Origin of the sequence: Bordetella genomosp. 10 (assembly GCF_002261225.1) — a bacterium.
Lineage (GTDB): Bacteria > Pseudomonadota > Gammaproteobacteria > Burkholderiales > Burkholderiaceae_B > Bordetella_C.
The window spans coordinates 707,582-727,818 of record NZ_NEVM01000001.1 but is presented as its reverse complement, the minus strand read 5'-3'; the positions used below and the strand labels follow the sequence as shown (position 1 = coordinate 727,818).

Genomic DNA, 20,237 nt, shown 5'->3' with positions numbered 1-20,237 from the left:
GGAAGGTCCCCTGCACCGTCCGATGGGACGATGGCGCGCGCGCACCCTGCCCTGGGATAAGCTTCCCGGCGAGTTACGCGATTTCTTGAATGCGCACGCATGCGAATCGCCCCCGGATGACCGGAGCGGAAACCCGCTTGAACACGCCAACACCCGTCCGGCCGCCGCGCCCGTTTCCGCACAGATATCGATAACGGCCGGGCGCAGGTCCCTGGTGGCGACCGCCACGGGCGCGGAAAGCGGGATTCTGCAACACACGACCGTGGCCAACGGCCGCGTGCACTCGCTATGGAACTTCCTGTCGGAGCTGGAAAGCAGCCTGGACGCGCTTCCCGAAGCCTTCGTGCTGTTCGACAAGGCGGACAGGCTCATCCTCGCCAATGAACAGTACTACCGCATTTACCCGTCAGCCGGCGCGATGGCGCATCGCGGCGTTCCCTTCGAGGAAATCGCCACCCGTTCGGTCCGCACGGGGGAATTCGTCATCAACGAGGATCCCCAGGACTGGTTGAGGCGGAGAATCGACTTCCACCGCAATGGCGTGGGCTTCTTCGAACAGCATCTGGATACCGGCAAGTGGATACGGGTCAGCGAACGCCGCACGCGGTCCGGAGGCGTCGTCAGCGTACGCGCCGACATCACGCAGTTGAAGGCCCGCGAACGCTCGCTGCGCCGCTCCGTCCGCCAGGCGGAGTTCATGTCCCGCTCCATGGCGCGATTCCTGGCGATCTTCGGCCATGAAGTGCGCAATGGACTGAATGGCGTGCTGGGCATTGCCCAGATGCTGGCGCTCGACGCCGTCTCGCCCGCCCAGCAGCGGCAGGGCACGCTCCTGCTGGATTCCTGCAACAGGCTTTCGGCCGTCATGACCGATCTCCTGGACTACCTGAAAAACGAAGCGAATGGGGTGACCATCACGCCCACGGACATGGACCCCGTGCAACCTGTCCTGCAGGTGCACGCGGAATTCAGCCAGCGCGCGCGGGAGCGCGGGCTCAGGCTGGAATACGACATGCCCGCCCAGGCCATGCCAAGAATGCGCATCGACGGCGCCCGGGTCGTGCAGGTATTGGTCAATCTCGTGAGCAACGCCGTCAAATATTCCGACTCGGGGACCGTACGCATTTCCGTGCAGCGCAAGGCAGGAAGTTTGCAGTACACGGTGTCCGACGAGGGCTCGGGCATTCCGGCTTCCCTATTGGGCAATATCTTCGAGTTCTTCGCCAGCGCCTCTCCCGACAATGCGGAGAGCACGGGCCTGGGGCTGGCAATATCCCGGCAACTTGTCGGCGCCATGGGCGGCGCCATTCACGCGCGCAACAATCCTGGCCGGGGCGCCCGGTTCTGGTTCGACATCCCCGCCGACTCCGCGCCGTCCGCCGGCGCCGAGGACGGGACGGGATATACCGCGCCCGCGGCGGCGCTGCGCGTGGGCGTGCTGGATGACGACCCGCTCAATATGTATGTCGCGGAGGATTTCCTGCACCGTCTCGGCCATATTCCGCGCATTCTTTCCAGCGGCGACGATGCCTGCGACGCGGTCGTGGCGGATCGGCTGGACGTGGTGCTGCTGGATCTGGAAATGCCGGAAGAAAGCGGCTACGACGTCGCCTGCCGGCTGCGCGCCCGGCGGGGAAAATGCCATGACGACCTTCGCATCATTGCCGTTACCGCCAATGTCTCCGGCAACACGCGCACGCGATGCGAGCATGCCGGCATGGACGGCGTCATCGAGAAGCCGCTACGCCTGGCCGAGCTGGGGCGTGTCCTGCGCACCAGCCTGAGGCGCCCCGCGCAGAATGCGTTCGCGCAGGCCGACCCGGCGCCACCGCCCGCGCAGGCCGTGCCGGCCGCCGGCGCCGAAGATGCCGAGGGGCATGCGGGACCGGCCGCGGTGCTTGAAGGACTGCGAAAGGATATCGGCGAGCGCCGTTTCGCCGACGCCTGCGGCAGCGCCCGCGATCTGCTGCACAAGCTGATCGCCGGCATGCCGGAAGGAACGTCCTATCCATCTCCGGGCTTGCTGCACCGGGTGCAGGGCAATGCCGCCCAGTTGGGATTTCTCGCGCTACGCGAGGCAGCCTCCTCCCTGGAAGTCCTGGTCGAGGCGCAGCAGGGTCTGGCAACGGGAATCACCGGCGACTACAGCCTGGAAGCCGCCCGCGCCAACCTGGCGCAATGCGCGCGGGAAGCCATTCTCATCCTGGACCGCTTCCTGCCGCCGCCTCGGAAAAAAGTCAGGCCGCGCGCTCGGCCCGGTAGCCGATCCCGCGCACCGTGACTATCCGCCATGCATGATCGCGCCGGACGGAAAGTTTCTTGCGAATGCGGCTGATCAGGATGTCCACCGACCGGTCGGATTCCGGCTCGGAGGCAACCGAGGCCGCATCGATAATCTGCCCGCGTGAATACACCTTGCCGTTGCCGCCGGCCAGCAGCAGCAACACGGCGAACTCCTGGCTGGTCAAGCCGGCGTCCCGCCCGTTTTCGTCCGTGATCGTGCGGGTCACCGCGTCCATCGTCCAATCGCCGATCCTGAAACACGCCGGCAACTCCGCCTGCCGTTCGCGCCCTATCAGGTTCAGCACCCGGTACCGCAGCTCCCGGGGATCGAAAGGCTTGGCCAGGATATCGGCGGCCCCCAACTCGAACGCGGTCAACCGGGCATCCAGCGAATTGCGGGCGGAGACGACCATGACGGGCGCGGAAATACGGCTGCGCAGTTTGCGCAAGACGGCCAGCCCGTCCTCGTCCGGCAGCCCCAGATCGAGCAGCACCAGGCTATAGCGGCCAACCGCCACGCGCCGCAAGGCCTCCTGTCCGCTGTGCGCCACCTCGGACACGAATCCTTCCGACTCCAGGTATCCCGAAACGATGGTGCTGATGGTCGCATCGTCTTCCACGATCAATATCGGGTAAGTCATGACAGGGTATACGTTTATAGAAACATTCCAGAAATATACAAGAAGAATTCCAGAAAATATTCCTTCCTAAAGTGGACCCCCATATCACCAACGCAAAACCAAGGGGTCTCATATGTCCAAGGAAGCCAGCGATCGATTTCCCTCATTCCCGCCGCGCCGGCGGTTCCTCCAGGGCATGGGCGCCGCTGCCGGTTCGGCCATGCTGGGTTATGGGCTGCCCCGCTCCGCCTGGGCCGAATCGTTCAGCGGCGACCTTGTCGTCTCCAATTGGGGCGGCGACTGGAACGCCAACGTCGTCAAGGCCCTGGAGTCTCCCGAGCTGGAAGCCAAGGGCATGACCATCCGCCGGGATCTCGCCGGCGCGCCGGAGCGCAAAACGAAGATCCTGGCGGAGCGCGCCCTGCCGCGCGGCACGATAGACATCGCCAATTTCACCGATGCGGATGCCTACGAATTGCAGTTGCAGGACGCGCTGGAAACGCTGGACTACGACAAGATACCCAACGCCAGGCACTTGCTGCCCGGCATGAAGACGCCTTATTTCATTCCCTTCGGCCTGAGCGGCGTCGTCCTCATCTATAACCCCGACAAAATCAAGACGCCTCCCACCTCGTTCGCGGACCTGATGAATCCCGCCTATGCGGGCCGCGTCGGACTGATCGACCAGATTTACTACAACTACTTTTTCGCGCTCGGCCTGCTCGATGGCGGCGGCATGAGCAATGTCACGCCGGCGTTCAAGCAGCTCCTCGAACTGAAAAAGGCCGTGAATCCGCGCATCTACCCGTCGCACCAGCAAACCGAGGCGGCGCTTGCCTCCGGCGAGATATGGATCACGGCCAACTATCTGGCCCGCGCCGCCCAGTGGCGCGCCAATGGCCTGCCCGTGCGGGCCGCCTATCCGAAGGAGGGCGCCATCGCCTACCAGACGGGAATGTGCATCCCGAAGAAGGCGCGCAACAAGCAGAACGCGTACCGCTACCTGAACGCAATGCTGACGCCCGCCGTCGCCCAGCGGATGGCGACGCTGACCTATTACGCCGTGCCCATCGACAACGCCGCCCTGCCCCCGGAGCAGGCCGCCGCGGTCGAATTCACGGCGGCGGAGCGCCAGAAACTGAATCACTTCGACCTGGAATACACGGCGAAGAATCAGTCGGCCTGGCTCGACTGGTGGAACAAGAACATCAAGGTCTGAGCCATGAGCCGCTCGCTGGATCTCGGCCCCTTGCGCCCGCGCGGGGCTGCCGCCCCGCTCCTGCTTTCCCCGTCCATCGTCCTGGTCGTCATCCTTCTGGCATTTCCGCTCGTCCTGCTCGGAAGGTACAGCCTGAACCGGTTCGTGCCGGGAAAATTCATGGTGGACGGCCTGACGATCGAGAATTTCCTCCGGTTCTTCTCGGACCCGTTCTACCTGGACATCCTGTGGCGGACGATAGGCATCAGCCTGTTCAGCACCGCGCTGTGCCTCGTCCTCGGCGTCGCCCCTGCCTACTACATCGCGCGCGTCACCTCCACCAGGCTGAAGAGCTTCCTCCTGATCTGCGTCATCCTGCCCCTGCTGATGGGCAACGCCGTGCGGGTCGCCGGTTGGCTGGTCCTGCTGGGCGACAGGGGCGTCGTGAATGCCTTCCTGACCGCGATAGGCCTCACGCATGATCCCGTCCAGCTTCTCTATACCGGCAAGGCGGTGCTCATAGGCATCATTTCGGTGAATCTGCCCTTCATGATCATCACCCTGCAAAGCGTGATCGAATCGATTCCGCGCCCGCTGGAGGAAGCGGGCCTGGGCCTCGGCGCGGCGCCGGCAAGAATGTTCCTGGAGGTCCTGTTGCCGATGATGATGCCGGGCGTCATCGCCGGCACCGTGCTGTGTTTCATCCTGTCGATGAACGCGTACGCCACGCCGTTGCTGATAGGCGGTCCCAAATTCCAGATGATGGCCCCGGCAGTCTATGAGCAGATCACGCGCGCGAACAACTGGCCCTTCGGCGCCGCGCTGGCGTTCGTCCTGATGGCGACGACGCTGGTATTGACGGTCCTGTCGTCCTGGCTGCTGGGACGGCACGATCCCCAACGCAAGGAGTCCGCGTCGTGACCAACCGGCTGTCGATTGCCGCCTACCGCTGCCTGGTCTTCCTGACCCTGGGTTTCGTCGTCATGCCGCTGGTCGCGGTGGCATGGGTCAGCCTGTTCAGCAACAAGATCATCAGCCTCCCTCCCCACGGCTACTCGGTGGCCTGGTATGTGAACGCGTGGAACCTGGACAACTTCCGCGACGGTTTCCTATTGAGCATGCAGGTCGCGCTGCTGTCCACGGCGGCCGGCCTGCTGGTCGCCGTGCCGGCGGCCCTGGCGCTGGTCCGGGGCCGGTTTCCGGGACGCGCCCTGATCTCGACCGTCCTGCTTTCGCCCATGCTGATCCCCGGCGTCGTCGCCGGCAGCGCCCTCTACGTTTTCTATATCCAGTTCGAAGTGCTCACGGACTGGCAGGTCGCCGGCACGACGCCGGGGCTGTTGGGCGCGCACGTCGTGTTGACCATCCCCTGGATCGTCAGGCTCACGGTGGCTTCGCTCGCTTCCGTCAGCGAAAGCGTCGAAGAGGCCGCGTTGAATCTCGGCGCGAAACCGTGGGCCGTGCTGTGGCACGTCACGCTGCCCATGATCCGGCCCGGGCTGGTCGCCGGCGGCCTGTTCAGCTTCATCGTCTCCTTCACCGACCTGGAGAAATCCATTTTCCTGGTCGGCCCCGGCATGACCACGCTGCCCATCGCGATCCTCAATTATCTCGAATGGAATATGGACCCCACGGTATGCGCCGTGGCCACCGTGCAGATCCTGATCATCGGCGCCGCCCTGATGATCTCCGACCGCTACGTCAAGCTAAGCCGGGTTTTCTGAGCACCGCCATGACTTATCTCTCATTCAAGGGCGTGGAAAAGCACTACGCCAATTTCCGGGCCGTCTCGGAATTCAACCTCGACATCGAACGGGGGGAGCTCGTCGCCATCCTCGGTCCCAGCGGCTGCGGCAAGACCACCACGCTGCGCATGCTGGCCGGCTTCGTTTCGGCCAGCAAAGGAGAAATCTTCCTGGACGGAAAGGAAATTACCGCGACGCCCAGTTATCTGCGCAACATCGGCATGGTCTTCCAGGGCTATGCCCTGTTCCCCCACATGACGGTGCAGCAAAACGTCGCGTTCGGCCTGCGCATGCGCAAGTTTCCGGCATCGGAAGTTTCCCTGCGCGTGCGGCGCGCGCTGGAGCGGGTAAAACTGGAAAGCCTGGCGGACCGCCTGCCGCGGCAGTTGTCGGGCGGACAGCAGCAACGCGTGGCGCTGGCGCGCGCGATGGCGATCGACCCCGCGGTATTGCTGCTCGATGAGCCGCTTTCCGCGCTGGACGCCAGCTTGCGGCATGACGTCCGGCAGGAGATTCGCCAACTCCAGAAGGAGTCCGGCCTCACCACCGTCATGGTGACGCACGATCAGGACGAGGCGCTGAGCATGGCGGACCGGCTGGTCATCATGAATCAAGGGCGCATCGAGCAGATCGGCACGCCATCGCAGGTCTATGAGGAACCGGCCAACCGCTTCGTCGCCGAGTTCATGGGACGCTCGAATTTCATCGAGGGAACCATCGTCGACGAAGAACACTTTCTCTGCGCGGCCACGCAGCGAACGCTCCAATGCGATACGCGCCGATTCCGTCCGGGCAGCCGCGCGCTGGTGAGTTTTCGTCCCGAACGCACGCGGCTGGAGGCGGATACGGGAACACCGGATACCGGACGCGGAGAGAATCGCGTACCCGGCCGGATTCTTTCGGTCACCTACCTGGGGCAGGCCATCGAAACGAACGTTGCGGTGGACGACAGGTTGACGATCAAGGCCCTGGTGCCGAATTCCGACACGGACCTGGCGCGGCGCCTGGCGCCCGGGCTTCCCGTGCATATTCATTGGCGGTCCGACGCCGCCCGCCTGCTGCCGGTTTGAGGCGATGCGAAACGATCCCACGAGCTCGCCCGTCGACGCGTTGCCCTGGCTGCGGCAAGCCTATGAGAACGGCTGCTTCACCGCGGATATTCATCCCGCGGGCTGCCTGCACGCGGCATTCGTCCGCGCGGCGCACCCGCACGCGGAGATATTGGACATCAGCCGCGATGTCCTGGACGATCCGGACGTCCTGGCGTTCTGGACGGCGAACGACCTGCCCGCCGGCATCAAGCCCATCCCCTGCATCATTCCGCTCGACAACCGCGACGGCAGTCCGCGGGCCGATCCGCCGCGCACGCTGATGGCGTCCGCGAAATGCCGCTACGAAGGAGAAATCCTGGCGATGGTCGTCGCGCGCTCGGAGCTGGCCGCGCGCCGGGCCGCCGCCCGATGCCGCGTCTCCTATCGTCTCCTGCCCGCCGTAACGGATGCCGACGAGGCCGCCCGGGATGGCGCGCCCCTGGTCTGGGACGACATTCCGGACAACCTGTGCTTCGACTGGGAGATGGGCAGTTCCGCGGCTCGCGACGCCGCATTGCGCGGCGCCGCGCATATCGTCCGGCGCCGCCTGCGCAATAACGCCATCATCATTTCTCCCATGGAAACGCGCAATGCCATTGCTGCTTTCGTGGAGAAGTCGGACTCCTTCGTGCTGGTGTCGGCGACCCAGGGCGCCCATTGGACGCGAGACGTGATCGCGTGCGACGTTCTGGGCTGGCCCGCGAGCCGGCTGGAGGTCGTCACGCCGCGCGTGGGCGGCAGTTTCGGGGCGAAGATATTCGTTTATCCGGAACAGGTGCTTGTCCTGCTGGCCGCCGAGCATCTGCGGGCGACCGTCAAATGGAGCGCGACGCGGACCGAAGGCTGCCTCACCGATGTGCGAGGCCGCGACAACTGGACCGACGCGACCATGGCCTTGAGCGCCGACGGCCGCATTCTCGCCATTGCGGCCGACACCATCGCCAACCTTGGGGCCCAGTTGTCCAACTATGGCCCTTTCAGTTCGACGACCTGCGGCGCGCCGCTGCTGTGCGGCCCCTACGCCATCGAAACCGTGCACGCCCGCGTGCGCGGCGTCCTGACCCACACCGCCCCGCTGGATTCCTATCGCGGAGCCGGCAGGCCGGAAGCGCATTATGTCCTTGAACGCATGATCGACGAGGCGGCGCGGGAGACCGGCATGGATCCCGTCGCATTGCGCCGGCGCAACCTGATCGACGAAACGCGGCTTCCCTATACGACGGCCACGGGCATACATATCGAGTCCGGCATGTTCCGCGCCAACTTCCAAAGGGCCCTGGAGGAAGCCGACCATGCGGGATTCGCGCAACGGCGCGAAGAAAGCCGGGCGCGAGGCCTGCGCCGCGGCATCGGCATGGCAAACTTCATCGAAACCAACGGCGGGTTTGCACTGGCCAAGATCCTGGAGCGGAACACGGGCGGCCTGCCCCGGGAGACGGCCCGCATCACCTTTCTTCCGGATGCCGCCATACGCCTGGACGTCGGCACGCAGAGCAGCGGGCAGGGGCATCGCAGGGCCTATTCCCGCGTACTGGCGGATTACCTCTCGCTGCCCGCGGCGGCCATACAGGTCGCCCAAGGCCGCAGCGACCGCCTGCGCCAGGGCACGGGCACCGGCGGATCCAAATCGATGCTGTCCGGCTCGACGGCGATCCTCGACGCGGCGGACGAAACACTGGCCAAGGCGCGCGCCTGGCTGGCCGCGCGCACCGGCATATCCGCGGACGATATCGTCTGGCGCATGGGCCGCCTGTGGATGGGCGACATCGCATTGACGCTGCTCGATGCGGCGAAGATGGCGCGCTCCGAAAGCGGCTTGCAACATCCCTTCGACTCGCATGTCACGGCGACCGTTCAATCCGGCACGCATGGCAACGGCTGCCACATATGCGAGGTGGAGGTCGATCCGGCGACGGGCAGGACGTCCGTGGTCCGCTATACCGCCGTTTCGGACTTCGGCCATCTGCTTTCCCCCGAAGGGGTCATGGGCCAGCAGTATGGCGGCATCGCCCAGGGATTGGGCCAGGCCCTGATCGAGGAATGCAGGTATGACGACAGGGGAAAGTTGGCCAGCGCCGACTTCTCCAGTTACCACCTGCCCCAGGCCGCGGACATGCCCGACGCGCGGCTGATTTTCCAGAACACGCCCTCCGGCACCAACCGCCTGGGACTGAAGGGGTGTGGCGAGGCCGCGGCATCCGCGGCGCCGCCCGCCATCATGAATGCCGTGCAGCATGCGCTGCATCAAGAGTCCGACGGGATCATACAGATGCCCGCCACGCCGGAACACGTATGGAACGCGCTTCATCACAGGCGCGCAAAACAATGAAAGAGAACGCCCCCGAAGAACGAAATGGAGTGGCGCCCCGCCACGCGCCCGCGAACGGCGCGAATGCGGTACGCATCAACGGAGAGTGGCACGGCGCGCCCGAGACCGGCATGGTCTTGATGGACTGGCTCCGCGGCGAGCTTTCGATCGAATCGCCGAAGCCCGCGTGCGATTCGGGCCATTGCGGGAATTGCGCGGTACTGCTCGACGGCCGGCCCGCCAAATCCTGCACGGTCTTGACGGACACCCTGATCGGCAGCGACGTCGTAACGCTGGAGGGCTTCGAGCGCAATCCGGGAAAACTGTCCGCGCTGAACGACGCGTGCAATCAACCGGCCGTATTCCAGTGCGGCTATTGCAAACCCGGATTCGTCTTCGCATGCCATGCGTTGCTGGCATCCAATCCCGAGCCGAGCAGAAACGACATCCGCGCCGCCTTCGCCGGCGTCCTGTGCCGTTGCACGGGGTATCAGACCATCGTCGACGCCGTGGAGAAGGCTATCCAGAACATGCGGCAGCGGGACAGGAACGCGCCGCAGCCGCGGATCCATCGCCCCGGGTCGCTCTCGGCGGCTCTCCAGCTCTCTGCCCGGCTGCCAGGGTCGCGCTGGCTGGCCGGCGGCCAGCAACTGGTTCCCGCATTGCGGCGGGCCACCGAGAAGCCCGCCGAACTGATCGACATCGAGGGAATCGAAGCGCTGAAAGGCATTTCCATCCTGGAGGGAAACTTGCACATCGGCGCCTGCTGCACGCACGCCGATATCGCCGCGTCGCCCGTGGTCGACCAGTCGTTGCCGAAGCTGGCCGAGGTTGCCGGCCATATCGGCGACGTCTACGTGCGAAGCCGGGGAACGCTGGGCGGCAACCTCGTCAGCAACGCCCGCGATGGCTGCTATTCGCCCTTGCTGATCGCCGCCGGGGCATGGATACTCGGCCGATCAGGCGCCATTCCCGCCGACGAATGGTTTTCGGCAGGCGCGGCGTCGACGGAATTGATCGTCGGCGTCCGGATACCTGTTCCGCGGTCGCTCTTTCACCGGAACTTTCGCCAGCGGCCAGGCCGGGCGGCCCTGATAGGCGTCACCGCCGCGCGCGCCGCCGATGGCCATGTGCGCATCGGCATAGCGGGTTATGCCGCCTGCGCTTTCCGCGCGCCCGATCCTGAAATGCTGCTGCGCGGATTGGACCAGCCGGAGGCGAACGACACCTTGCCGGCACTGCTGGGCCGCGATCCGGTCGACGATACGTACGCGCATGGCGCATACAGGACGGCGATATTGCGGGAGCTACTCCTGGGGCTCCGCGGCGATCTGGCCGCTTCCGCTTGACGGACGCGCCCGCACGCGCTCCAGGCAGCTCGCCCGCTTCGACACCGTCGTCGTACCGGAAGCCGGCCGCGTGGTCGATGCGGGGCCGCGGGAAGAGGTGCTGGGGCGGCCGCCCTTCTACCGGTTGACCAGTTTTGGCGGCAAGGTCAGCGTCAGGCCCGCGCCGACGATCGCCACGCAGGCGATGAAGAATACGCCGTTGTCCGTGCTGCCGGTCATGTCCTTGACCACGCCGACCACGTAGGGACTGACGAAGCCGCCCAGGCCGCCGAAGCAGTTGATCATCGCCACGCCGGCGGCCATTCCCACCCCGGAAAGAAACAAGCCCGGAATGCTGAACAGCATGGACGTCGTGCTATAGGCGCCGATCGCGGCGACTGTCAAGGCAAGGAGGGCCAGACCCATCGAATCGTGCGCCCAGACGCTGCCCGCCAGGCCGGCGCATACGCAAGCGAACGGCCCGACCAGATGCCAGCGCCTTTCCCGCAGACGGTCGGAACTGCGCCCTATCAGGTACATGACGACAAAAGCAGCGGTGAACGGAACGGCCGTATACCAGCCGACATGCATCACGTCGCCGACGTTCAGTTGTTGCACGAGCGTCGGCAGCCAGAATGAAACGCCATAGGAGCAGATGGCCGAGCAAAAGCAGATGCAGGTCATCTTCCACACGCGGCGATCGCCGAGCGCCGCGGCCAGGGAGGTGGCCGACTTGTCATGGCGGCTGGCTGCCTGTTCGGACGCGAGTTCCCTTTCTATCAGCGCGCGCTCGCACTCCGACAACCACTTCGCGTCGGCAGGTCCGTCGGACAGGTACTTGAGGCAAAGCAGCCCGAGAATCAAGGACGGCACCGACTCGATGATGAACATCCATTGCCAGCCTGCCAGCGCATGAGCGCGCCGGGCCGCCCCAAGCGCGAATCCTCCCTCGGGGAGGAGGTCGCGCAGCGACAGGAGGGTAGTCCAGTGACCGCCGTGGCCGAACTCGATGATGGCGCCGGAAAGCGGCGCGCCTATCATGCCCGACAAGGGAACGGCGCCGACGAACAGGGCCACCATTTTTGCGCGCCGATCGGCGGGAAACCAGTACGTCAGGTACAGGATCACCCCGGGATAGAATCCGGCTTCCGCCGCGCCCAGCAGGAAGCGCAGGACGTAGAACTGCGTGGGCGTCTCGACGAAGGAAAAAGCCGCCGAGATCAGGCCCCACAGGATCATGATGCGGGATATCGTCTTCTTGGCGCCTATGCGCATCATCCAGAGATTGCTCGGCACTTCGAAGATCAGGTAGCCGATAAAGAACAGACCGGCTCCCAGCCCGTAGACCGCATCGCTGAAGCCCAGGTCCGCCAGCATGTGCAACTTCGCAAAACCGATGTTGATGCGATCCAGGTATGCCGCGACGTAGCACAGCATCAGGAATGGCATGGTGTGAAATGCGACCTTTCTATAGACAGAATCGCGTTCGAGTTGCAGGCCCGCATGCGCGGGCGAATTCGCCGTGGCGTGCACGATCATCCCCTTTTCGTGGCTTTGTCCGGCCCCCGGGGCGGTTGCCCGGGGGCGCCGGACTCATGACTTGAGTTGAAACACCGCTTCGACCTCTACCGCCATGCCGGTGGGCAGCGAAGAGGCGCCGGTGGCGATGCGCGCGTGCCGGCCGCGTTCGCCCAATACCGCGGCAATGAGCTCCGACGCGCCATCGAGGACCTTCGAATGCGACTCGAAATCCTCGCCGCAATTCACGACGCCGGCCAGGCGCACCGCCGCCGCCACCTTGCCGATATCGTCGTTGCACGCGGCCGCCAGATGTCCCAGGATATTGAGCGCGCACAACCGGGCCGCCTGCTGGCCGTCCTCGACGGTCAGGTCCTTGCCGACTTTTCCGGCAAACTTCAGCACCCCGTCCAGCCGGGGCGCCTGGCCCGCGATGAACAACAGATCACCGGCTCGCACAGAGGGAACATAACTGCCGCGTGGTGGGTTGACGGCAGGCAGCGCCAACCCCAGTTCGGCCAACCTGTCCGAAAACGTGTTCGCGCTCATTTCAACTGCCTCCAGTCGCCGCGATGCCCCTGCCAGTTGATCGAATGTCCGAGCGCGCGCATCACGCTGCCGCGCAAGGCGCGGACCATGCCTGCGTACTCCTCCATCGCGATGCCGTCATGCGCGGGCTCGGGCGCCATGAACATGCCGTCGACGCCACCATGGGCCACGCACAGTTCGGTGCTCCGGGTTTCCAGCTCCGGCTCGTGAAAGACGACGGGATTCTCCAGAAGCGCCGCCAGCGCGGCGACGACGCCGGTGGCGCCGAAATTCGAGATATTCGCCACGACCAGCCAATCGGCGGCGGTGACCGCCGCCACGCCCCCTCGGCCCGGAATGCCGGTATCGGCGGCCTTGGGGGAGAACTGCGGCAGGTCCTCGGCGATGACGCCCATGCCCAGCTCGTTGCCGCCGTCGCCGATGCCGATGAACGGGATGCCGGCCTGCCTCGCCTGCTCGAAGAGGTAATCCAGGTTGGCAACCAGGCCGTCCAGGGGGCGGCCGCCCAGGCCGTGATAAAGACCCTTCGCGTTGCAGCCGGGGCGTTCGATCGCAATGGCGGCGCTCGGTTTCGTTTCCCTGATGAGCGCGTCGCAGATGGCGTGAGCGCCGCGATCGTCCTTGGGCACCGTCCGGATATAGACGGGCCGCAGGAAGTCGAAGGGCCTGATCACGCCATCGCCGGGGAACGGCATGACGGCCATCCCCGCGCCGCGGCACGTCGCCACCATCATTTCTTCCCAGTCCTCGTCGATGACGATCACGGTTTCCCGGCGCAAGCCCAGGAAGAATGCCCGCGCCATCAAGGCCGCGCCGATGGGACCGTCCGTCTCCGGCGCGCCGCCGCCCTCCGGAAAGCCCGTGGCGATGAGGATGGGACCGGGATTCGCCTCGACGGCCTTCACGATGCGCTCGGCCGCGCCCATGCAAGCGTAGCCGGGCTGGCGCGATTGCAGCGCCGCGTAGAGATTGCCGATCAATCCCACGCCGGTGTAGTCGACCTTCATGAAATCGTCGATGGTGCGCGCGACGCGGTGATAGGTCTTGGATTCAGGACTCAACATGGCGGCTATCCCTTCAGGGCCTCGATAAAGACGGAAGCGTCGACGTTGCCGCCGCTCAGAACGATGGCGACGGTCTTGCCGGACACGTCCAGCTTGCCGGCAAGCAGCGCGGCCAGGGGCACCGCGCCCCCCGGCTCTACGACCAGCTTCAGGTGCTGATACGCCGCTTTCATCGCCTGCCTGACTTCGTCGTCGGTGACCACCAGGCTGCCGGCCAGATAGCGCTTGTTGATCGGGAACGTCAGCTTGCCGGGCTTGGCGACCTGCAGGGAGTCGCATATCGAGCGGGTGCCCGGCGCATTCGTTTCGGGTTGCCCGGAAACCAGCGAGCGCGCGAGTTCGTCGAAGCCCGCGGGCTCGCCGGCATATACCGCCGTGCGGGGCGACAGATGCTTGACCGCGGTCGCCACGCCCGCGACCAACCCGCCGCCGCTGCTCGCCGCGATGACGACGTCGAGCGGGGCATCGATGGCTTGCGCCTGCTCGACGATCTCGATGCCCGCGGTGCCCTGCCCCGCCATGATGTGGGGATCGTCGTAAGGCGGAACGATGATGGCGCCGGTCTTGCGAGCGATGTCGGCGCCGATGGCTTCACGGTCGTCCTTTTCACGGTCGTAGAGAATGACGGTCGCGCCGTTGGCCCGCGCGCCTTCGATCTTTGCCTTGGGCGCGTCGGCGGGCATGATGATGGTCGCGGGCACGCCGAACATGCGGCCCACCGCGGACGTAGCCAAGGCGTGGTTGCCCGATGAGAAGGCCACGACGCCGGCCTTGCGCTGCGCGTCGGTCAACTGCAGCAGCCGGTTGCAGGCGCCACGGAATTTGAACGCACCGGCGTTCTGGAGGCATTCGGCTTTCGCGAGAACGCGGGCGCCGATCAGGTCGTTGAGCGTCCGGCTCTCGAGGAGCGGAGTACGCACGACGTAGGGGCGGATGCGAGCGTGCGCCTGTTGCACGTCGCCGAAGGCGATCGCGTAGCTATCGGAATTTGTGTGAGTATCCAAGGCAGGTCCTGGCTGAAATGCGAGATTGCACGGCCATTACATCTGCTCGGTTCTATAACTACAAATCCTGATTTTGGATTGATTTCAATAAGATTTACTTATTCTTCGCTTCTGTTCCCAGAGAGACGCGGGGGTAGGACTCGCCGTTGCACGGACGGTTATCAGGGAAAGCACTTATGAGAAACGCGAACGGGTCTTGCGCGTCCGCCGGCCCCATGCCAGGGGCACGGGCATCAGGATGCCGCCGATCTGGCGGTTCGAGTCCGCTTGCGATGGCCTGCCATCGACGTGCGCGCGATTTCCCCGGCGAGCTTCGCAAGCGCCGCCTTTATGGGTTCGTCGCTCCCGCGCGCGTAGGCGACCGCGAAGCTGAGATCGCGCAACTGAAGCTGCGTGCGGCGTACCTTCAGGCGGCCTTGCTCCACTTCCTTCAGCACCGCCAGCCTGGGCACCACGCACACGCCGAAGCCGTCTTCGGCCATGCGGACAATGGTCGACATCGACCAATTCGTGAAGATCCGGGGAGCCCCGTGCTCCGGCGTCATGAGCGCCTGGCGCAGAAACGTATACGGGTACGTCCGCTTGGGAAACGTGAGGAGCGGATGGGCGACGATATCGCTGATGGACAAGGGCTCCTTGCCCACCTTGAACGACGGCGCCGAAAAGAAATTGAGTTCGTAGCTGCACAGCGGTTCTTCGACCAGCTCGCCGTCCTGCTGCGGGCCGAGCAGGAACGCCATGTCCAGTTCCCCCGATTTCACGTCGTCGCGCAGCTTCGGCGTGATGTCGACCACGATGTCCACGGTCAGGTTGGGATATTTATGGCGGCACTGCTCCAGAAACTCCACGAGCCAGGTATGAACGATGGTCTCCGCCACGCCCAGCCGCAACACGCCGCTTACCAGGTGCGCTTCGGCGACTTCCTGCATCATCTCCGCGTGCAATGCCAGGAATCGCTCGGCATAGTCGTATAGGACGCGCCCTTTGGCTGTCAGCTTGACCGCGCGCGAGCTCCGGTCCAGCGCGCGAATTCCCAATTCCTCTTCCAGCGCGGCGATGCGTTGGGAAACCGCGGGTTGCGTCGTGTGCAACTTGGCCGCCGCTTTATTGAAGCTGCTCAGGTTGACGACCCAATAGAAAATCTCGAGGCTCTTCAGATTCATTGTCGGCCTATCGTGCCGCCGGGAAGCGCAGGCGCCAGCCTGTCCCGCGCCTGCTCACATCGCCCCACGAGGCGGCGGTTTTCCGTTCAAAAGCGCCAAGGGCACCGCGTGCGCCATCGCGGCGTAGCCCGCGTCGCTCGGATGCACATGGTCCCCGCTGTCGTAGGACGGCTTCAACTTCCCCGGCTGGCCGGGGTCGCGCAAGGCCTTGTCGAAATCCACGACGCCGTCGAAGCCCTGGCCGCCGCGGATCCAGCGGTTGACCCGCTGGCGCACGACTTCCCGATCCGGCGGCAGCGCGGCGGGCGTGAGCGTGCCGACGAGGACCCGGAGGCCGCGGTGGTGCGCGGCGGCGATGACGCGCCGGTAGCCGGCGACGAGGTCGTCCGCGCTGACGACCGTGTGCGGCGTATCGCAGTCCAGGCCGCGTCGCGGGGGCATGGCGGAGAAATTGATGTCGTTGATGCCGACCTGCACGATCACCGTGTGCACGCCGGGCAGCGCCAGGGCGTCATGCTCGACGCGCGATTCCAGGCTGTCGCCATAACAGGGCGAGCCGGACAGCAGGCGGTTGCCGCTGATTCCCGCGTTCAACACGGCCATCGGGACGCTGCCTTCGGTGGCCACCCGGACGGCCAGCACGCTGGGCCAACTGCGATCCGCGCCCAGCGTCGACCGCAGGCCATCGGTGATGGAGTCGCCGATGGCCACCACGCCGCCCGGGCCCTTGCCGCCCACCGCCAGGCGGGTGATCCATGCGTATTGCGTGAAACGGACCTTGAACGCCGCTTCGGATATGTCGCCGGCGTGATTGCCCACGGACGATACGTAATTGACCCGGCCGGCAATCCTGTGCCACGCCTGCATGGCGTCGTCGCCGCCCATGACCATGCTGACCGCGAGGCGCGCGCCGCGCGTCACGGCGATAGGAATGGGATCGCTGTCCATCTCCATGCCCGGACGCAATACCAGCGCGCCGCTGCCGCCGAACGTCACCGCTTTCTCGCTGCCCGGCACGATGCCGGCCCCGGCGCCGCTGCGCGCGATGCTTACCCGCGTGATCGACAGGGGCCGGGTCCCATAGCGGTTGCTGACGCGCAATTGCGCCACGCCGCCGCTCAAGGTGGGCACGATCACCTGGCGCACGGTGCGCCCCGCCACCGGCGGCGCCTGGTAAAGCGGAGGAAGCGCGGCCATCCGCGGAATCTCCTGCAACGCCGTGCTCCACGACGTGTGCCAGGCTTGCGGCGCTTGTGATGATTGTGGCGATTGTGGTGGTTGTGGCGGTTGCGCGCACGCCGCCGAAGAAAACGCGGCGGCGCATCCCCCCGCGAGCAAGGCCGCGGCCAAGCGGCGATACGCCAGGCAAAGTCTGATCAAGGATTGCATAAGCACGGGCCCTGCCCCAGTGTCTTGCCCCGGAGGACACAAGGCTTGGGACAGGCAAGTTGACTCAAGAAGCCGGGTCGAACCGCATCGACCGGCCGACGACGCATTGCGAGTATAGGGCGATCCCCGCCGCGACGCCGGCCATGGCTCCCGGCAAGCGGGTCAACGCGCCAGGTAGCGCGCCCGGGCCGGCTTGAGCACGGCGATCGCCACCACCGCGGCGACGATGTCCAGCGTGATCGCCGAATAGAACACCGGGTGCCAGCTACCGGTCTTTTCGTGCATCAGGGCGGCCAGCGGCCCGCCCAGAATGGAGCCGATGCCCTGCGAGATATACAGCCAGCCGTAATTGGCGGTGGCGTGACGGGTGCCGAAGGTGTCCGTCAGCGTGGACGGGAACAGGGAGAAGATTTCCCCCCAGCCGAAGAACACCACGCCCGACAGCAGGACGAAGAGCATCGGATGATCCCGCGTGGCCAGCCAGATCGCCATCGCGACGCCTTCCAGCGCGAACGCGAGGAACATCGTGTTCTCGCGGCCGTAGCGGTCCGACACCCACCCGAAGAAAGGACGGGTCAGGCCGTTGGTCAGGCGGTCCACCGTCAAGGCCAGCGGCAGCGCCGCCATGCCGAAGACCAGCAGGTCGGCGACGCCGAAGTCGCGCGCGAAACTGGCCATCTGCGAGGTCACCATCAACCCGGAGGTGGACATCATGGTCATCATGACGAACATCAGCCAGAACAGCGGCTGCCTGAGCATCTGGCGGGGCGCCAGGTCCTTCGGGCTGCCGGCCGGCACGCCCGCGGCCGCCTCCACCGGATGCGCCGGCGCGCGCAGCCCCTGCGCGGCGAGGACGCCGATGATGGAGAAGATGATGCCGAACTGCCACAACGTCGCCTCCAGGCCGCTGCCGGCCAGGGCGTTGGAGATCGGAAACGTCGTCAGGATCGCGCCCATGCCGTATCCGGCCGCGACCATGCCGGCCGCGAAGCCCCGCCGGTCGGGAAACCAGCGCACCATCAGCCCCACCACGCCGACATAGACGATGCCGGTTCCCAGGCCGCCCACGATGCCGTACGTCAGGTAAAGCATGCCGATGGACGAGGCCATGGACGCCAGGATCCAGCTACATCCCGACATCAGCGTGCCGATCGCGATCAGGCGGCGCGGGCCGAAGCGGTCGATGAGGCTGCCCTGGAAAGGCGAGAAGAACGTCTGCAGGACGATCAACAGCGAAAAGGTGACCTGAAGCTCCGACAGCGGCACGCCGAGCTTGGCCGACAGCGGCTTGGTAAAAAGAGTCCACACGTATTGCGGGCTGGAGATGGCCATCATGCAAACCAGGCCAAGCACCAGTTGGGTCCAGCGACTGCCCAGGATGTCCTTGGGACTGCTCAGGGCGGCTTCGGTCGATACGTTCATGTCGGGCTCCAGGCCGGTTGGTCTGGAGGTAAACCGAATGCAAAGGACATGCCATGTCGCGCTACGGGCTTTCCCCTGGAAAACGGGCGGAAGGATGGGCCGAATAAAATGGGGACATCGTTCGTTGGCCACCTTATGGTGCGCGATCCAGGCCCTGTGATAGTGCAGCGGGGCATTTCCTCGCCACCGGGGGCAAGCCGAATAAGCAAAGTCGGATCTGCCGCGGGAACCATGTTGTTCCCAGTTCGATAACTTCACGTCACAAACACTCCACATCATGAGAAATTGCGTTTGACGGGCGTATATCAGAGGTTTTCGCTACCGAAAGAACTCATCTCCTGAGAGAATCGCGGGTTCGCTTTCCTCTTTCAAGCAGCACACGCGATGCGAAATATTTTTTTGAACTGGCAGATGAACAACACCTTCGGGTGGGGGATTCTCGGCTTCAACCTCTTCAGCCAGTTCGTCAAGGTTCCTGACGTCCGCCCGCTCATGGGCGTGGCGATAGACGACCTCGACCTGGTCATGGTCGACCCGCTGCGCCGCGGCGCGATCCTGTCGGCGATGATGGAGTCCAACCAGTTCCTCGCCACGATGAAGCGCGACAGCGGCGGCATGGCCAGGATCAAGGGAACGGTGATCGACTCGCTGGGGGACGACGTCCGCGGCAACGATGTCCACGGGCAATCCAATATCGGCCGCATCGTCTATGCCGATACGCGCCTGCCCGATGCCAAACAGGCCTTGTCCCGCTACGACGCCCTGCTATGCGGCTCGGCATGGAACGCGCAATGCCTGCGCGCGGCGACGGGACGCGAAGTCAAAGTGATTCTCGAAGGCGTGGACACGTCCCTCTTCTGCCCGGGCACCCGCTCCGGCGTGCTCGATCCCGGCAAGTTCTACATTTTCACCGGCGGAAAAATCGAGGCCCGCAAGGGACAGGACCTCACCCTGATGGCGTTTCGCGCATTCTCGGCGCGGCATCCCGACGCCGTCCTGGTGACCTCCTGGCAGTCACCCTGGCCGCAATGGGCAGCGGGCTTCAAGGGCCGCCTGGAACACGGGGTCAAGCTGAGTGGAAACGGCACGGTGGACGTGAAAGCCTGGGCCCGCGATAACGGCGTGGACCCGAACAAGGTCATCGACCTGGGCCACATCCCCAACCAGATGATGCCGACGGTATTGCGAGACATCGACGTCTGCTTGCAGCCTTCCCGGGCGGAACCCTGCACGAGCCTCCCGGTGAAGGAAGCCATGGCCTGCGGCGCCCCCGTCATCGCGGCGGCGAATACCGGCATGCTCGACATCCTGACCAGCGAAAACAGCATCGCCCTGAAGCATCAGGCACCCGTGCCCGGCGCGGGAACCGAAGGTTGGGGCGAAAGCAGCGTCGACGAGATCGTCGAGGCCTTGGAATGGGTGTACCGGAACCGCGCCAAAGCACGCCTGCTAGGCCGCCGCGCCGCGCAATGGATCGTGGACGAGAGACGCACCTGGCAAGCGCATGCGGACGATCTTCTAGGGTGGATCCAGGCGACCTTTCCTTGAGGCCTGG

At 65.2% G+C, this 20,237-nt stretch carries 16 protein-coding genes; 8 read left to right on the top strand and 8 right to left on the bottom strand.

Translation table 11 applies throughout. The annotated features are described in order from the left end of the window. Nucleotides 1-214 precede the first annotated feature (214 nt). A complete protein-coding gene (locus CAL29_RS03125) occupies nt 215-2,281 on the top strand; it encodes an ATP-binding protein (protein WP_179283884.1) in 2,067 nt (688 codons plus the stop codon). On the opposite strand, the gene CAL29_RS03120 is transcribed toward CAL29_RS03125, so the two are convergent. Further along, nucleotides 2,238-2,924 carry a response regulator transcription factor gene (locus CAL29_RS03120; protein WP_094851521.1) on the bottom strand — a complete coding sequence of 229 codons (687 nt, stop codon included), beginning with the start codon at nt 2,922-2,924 and terminating at the stop codon, nt 2,238-2,240. The two genes, CAL29_RS03125 and CAL29_RS03120, sit on opposite strands and share 44 nt — an antisense overlap. A 112-nt stretch (nt 2,925-3,036) precedes the next feature. On the opposite strand from CAL29_RS03120, the gene CAL29_RS03115 reads away from it, so the two are divergent. The 6 genes from CAL29_RS03115 to CAL29_RS03090 are packed head-to-tail and all read left to right on the top strand — an operon-like array spanning nt 3,037 to nt 10,594. Further along, the gene (locus tag CAL29_RS03115; RefSeq protein WP_094851520.1) at nt 3,037-4,122 is read left to right on the top strand and encodes an ABC transporter substrate-binding protein; all 1,086 of its coding nucleotides are present in this window, start codon (nt 3,037-3,039) and stop codon (nt 4,120-4,122) included. Nucleotides 4,123-4,125: 3 nt separating this feature from the next. Continuing rightward, complete coding sequence (locus CAL29_RS03110; RefSeq protein ID WP_094851519.1) at nt 4,126-5,022, top strand: ABC transporter permease; 897 nt, start codon at nt 4,126-4,128, stop codon at nt 5,020-5,022. Continuing rightward, nucleotides 5,019-5,825, top strand: coding sequence for an ABC transporter permease (locus CAL29_RS03105; protein ID WP_256977160.1), 807 nt, complete (start codon nt 5,019-5,021; stop codon nt 5,823-5,825). Before CAL29_RS03110 ends, CAL29_RS03105 begins: the two co-directional genes overlap by 4 nt. Nucleotides 5,826-5,833: 8 nt before the next feature. Then, a complete protein-coding gene (locus tag CAL29_RS03100; RefSeq protein WP_094851518.1) occupies nt 5,834-6,916 on the top strand; it encodes an ABC transporter ATP-binding protein in 1,083 nt (360 codons plus the stop codon). A gap of 4 nt (nt 6,917-6,920) precedes the next feature. Next, nucleotides 6,921-9,266, top strand: a complete 2,346-nt coding sequence (locus CAL29_RS03095) for a xanthine dehydrogenase family protein molybdopterin-binding subunit (RefSeq protein ID WP_094851517.1) — start codon at nt 6,921-6,923, stop codon at nt 9,264-9,266. Continuing rightward, nucleotides 9,263-10,594 carry an FAD binding domain-containing protein gene (locus CAL29_RS03090; RefSeq protein ID WP_179283883.1) on the top strand — a complete coding sequence of 444 codons (1,332 nt, stop codon included), beginning with the start codon at nt 9,263-9,265 and terminating at the stop codon, nt 10,592-10,594. Before CAL29_RS03095 ends, CAL29_RS03090 begins: the two co-directional genes overlap by 4 nt. Nucleotides 10,595-10,711: 117 nt before the next feature. On the opposite strand, the gene CAL29_RS03085 is transcribed toward CAL29_RS03090, so the two are convergent. From CAL29_RS03085 to oxlT, 7 genes are all read right to left on the bottom strand, one after another. Further along, nucleotides 10,712-12,112, bottom strand: coding sequence for an MFS transporter (locus CAL29_RS03085; RefSeq protein ID WP_256977158.1), 1,401 nt, complete (start codon nt 12,110-12,112; stop codon nt 10,712-10,714). A 54-nt stretch (nt 12,113-12,166) separates the two neighbouring features. After that, nucleotides 12,167-12,640, bottom strand: coding sequence for a RidA family protein (locus tag CAL29_RS03080; RefSeq protein WP_094851515.1), 474 nt, complete (start codon nt 12,638-12,640; stop codon nt 12,167-12,169). After that, nucleotides 12,637-13,704 (bottom strand): DUF4392 domain-containing protein, encoded by a 1,068-nt coding sequence (locus CAL29_RS03075; protein ID WP_179283882.1) that lies wholly within the window; start codon nt 13,702-13,704, stop codon nt 12,637-12,639. The genes CAL29_RS03080 and CAL29_RS03075 overlap by 4 nt, the downstream gene beginning before the upstream one ends. Nucleotides 13,705-13,709: 5 nt before the next feature. Further along, nucleotides 13,710-14,708, bottom strand: coding sequence for a threonine/serine dehydratase (locus CAL29_RS03070; RefSeq protein WP_256977157.1), 999 nt, complete (start codon nt 14,706-14,708; stop codon nt 13,710-13,712). 233 nt (nt 14,709-14,941) lie between these two features. Next, nucleotides 14,942-15,871 carry a LysR family transcriptional regulator gene (locus CAL29_RS03065; RefSeq protein ID WP_094851514.1) on the bottom strand — a complete coding sequence of 310 codons (930 nt, stop codon included), beginning with the start codon at nt 15,869-15,871 and terminating at the stop codon, nt 14,942-14,944. A gap of 54 nt (nt 15,872-15,925) precedes the next feature. Beyond that, nucleotides 15,926-17,236 carry an SGNH/GDSL hydrolase family protein gene (locus CAL29_RS03060; RefSeq protein WP_373559714.1) on the bottom strand — a complete coding sequence of 437 codons (1,311 nt, stop codon included), beginning with the start codon at nt 17,234-17,236 and terminating at the stop codon, nt 15,926-15,928. Between the two features lie 186 nt (nt 17,237-17,422). Further along, nucleotides 17,423-18,682, bottom strand: a complete 1,260-nt coding sequence (gene oxlT / locus CAL29_RS03055) for an oxalate/formate MFS antiporter (protein WP_094851512.1) — start codon at nt 18,680-18,682, stop codon at nt 17,423-17,425. A gap of 384 nt (nt 18,683-19,066) precedes the next feature. Between oxlT and CAL29_RS03050 the strand changes: the two genes are divergently transcribed. After that, nucleotides 19,067-20,230 carry a glycosyltransferase family 4 protein gene (locus tag CAL29_RS03050; RefSeq protein ID WP_094851511.1) on the top strand — a complete coding sequence of 388 codons (1,164 nt, stop codon included), beginning with the start codon at nt 19,067-19,069 and terminating at the stop codon, nt 20,228-20,230. Nucleotides 20,231-20,237: the final 7 nt, after the last annotated feature.

Bases quoted from the DNA above. Each gene is read 5' to 3' on its own strand.
- CAL29_RS03115 (WP_094851520.1), top strand. From the start codon at position 3,037: ATGTCCAAGGAAGCCAGCGATCGATTTCCCTCATTCCCGCCGCGCCGG.
- CAL29_RS03095 (WP_094851517.1), top strand. From the start codon at position 6,921: ATGCGAAACGATCCCACGAGCTCGCCCGTCGACGCGTTGCCCTGGCTG.
- CAL29_RS03065 (WP_094851514.1), bottom strand. From the start codon at position 15,871: ATGAATCTGAAGAGCCTCGAGATTTTCTATTGGGTCGTCAACCTGAGC.
- oxlT (WP_094851512.1), bottom strand. From the start codon at position 18,682: ATGAACGTATCGACCGAAGCCGCCCTGAGCAGTCCCAAGGACATCCTG.
- CAL29_RS03050 (WP_094851511.1), top strand. From the start codon at position 19,067: ATGCGAAATATTTTTTTGAACTGGCAGATGAACAACACCTTCGGGTGG.
- CAL29_RS03110 (WP_094851519.1), top strand. From the start codon at position 4,126: ATGAGCCGCTCGCTGGATCTCGGCCCCTTGCGCCCGCGCGGGGCTGCC.
- CAL29_RS03100 (WP_094851518.1), top strand. From the start codon at position 5,834: ATGACTTATCTCTCATTCAAGGGCGTGGAAAAGCACTACGCCAATTTC.
- CAL29_RS03120 (WP_094851521.1), bottom strand. From the start codon at position 2,924: ATGACTTACCCGATATTGATCGTGGAAGACGATGCGACCATCAGCACC.
- CAL29_RS03090 (WP_179283883.1), top strand. From the start codon at position 9,263: ATGAAAGAGAACGCCCCCGAAGAACGAAATGGAGTGGCGCCCCGCCAC.
- CAL29_RS03085 (WP_256977158.1), bottom strand. From the start codon at position 12,112: ATGATCGTGCACGCCACGGCGAATTCGCCCGCGCATGCGGGCCTGCAA.
- CAL29_RS03080 (WP_094851515.1), bottom strand. From the start codon at position 12,640: ATGAGCGCGAACACGTTTTCGGACAGGTTGGCCGAACTGGGGTTGGCG.
- CAL29_RS03075 (WP_179283882.1), bottom strand. From the start codon at position 13,704: ATGTTGAGTCCTGAATCCAAGACCTATCACCGCGTCGCGCGCACCATC.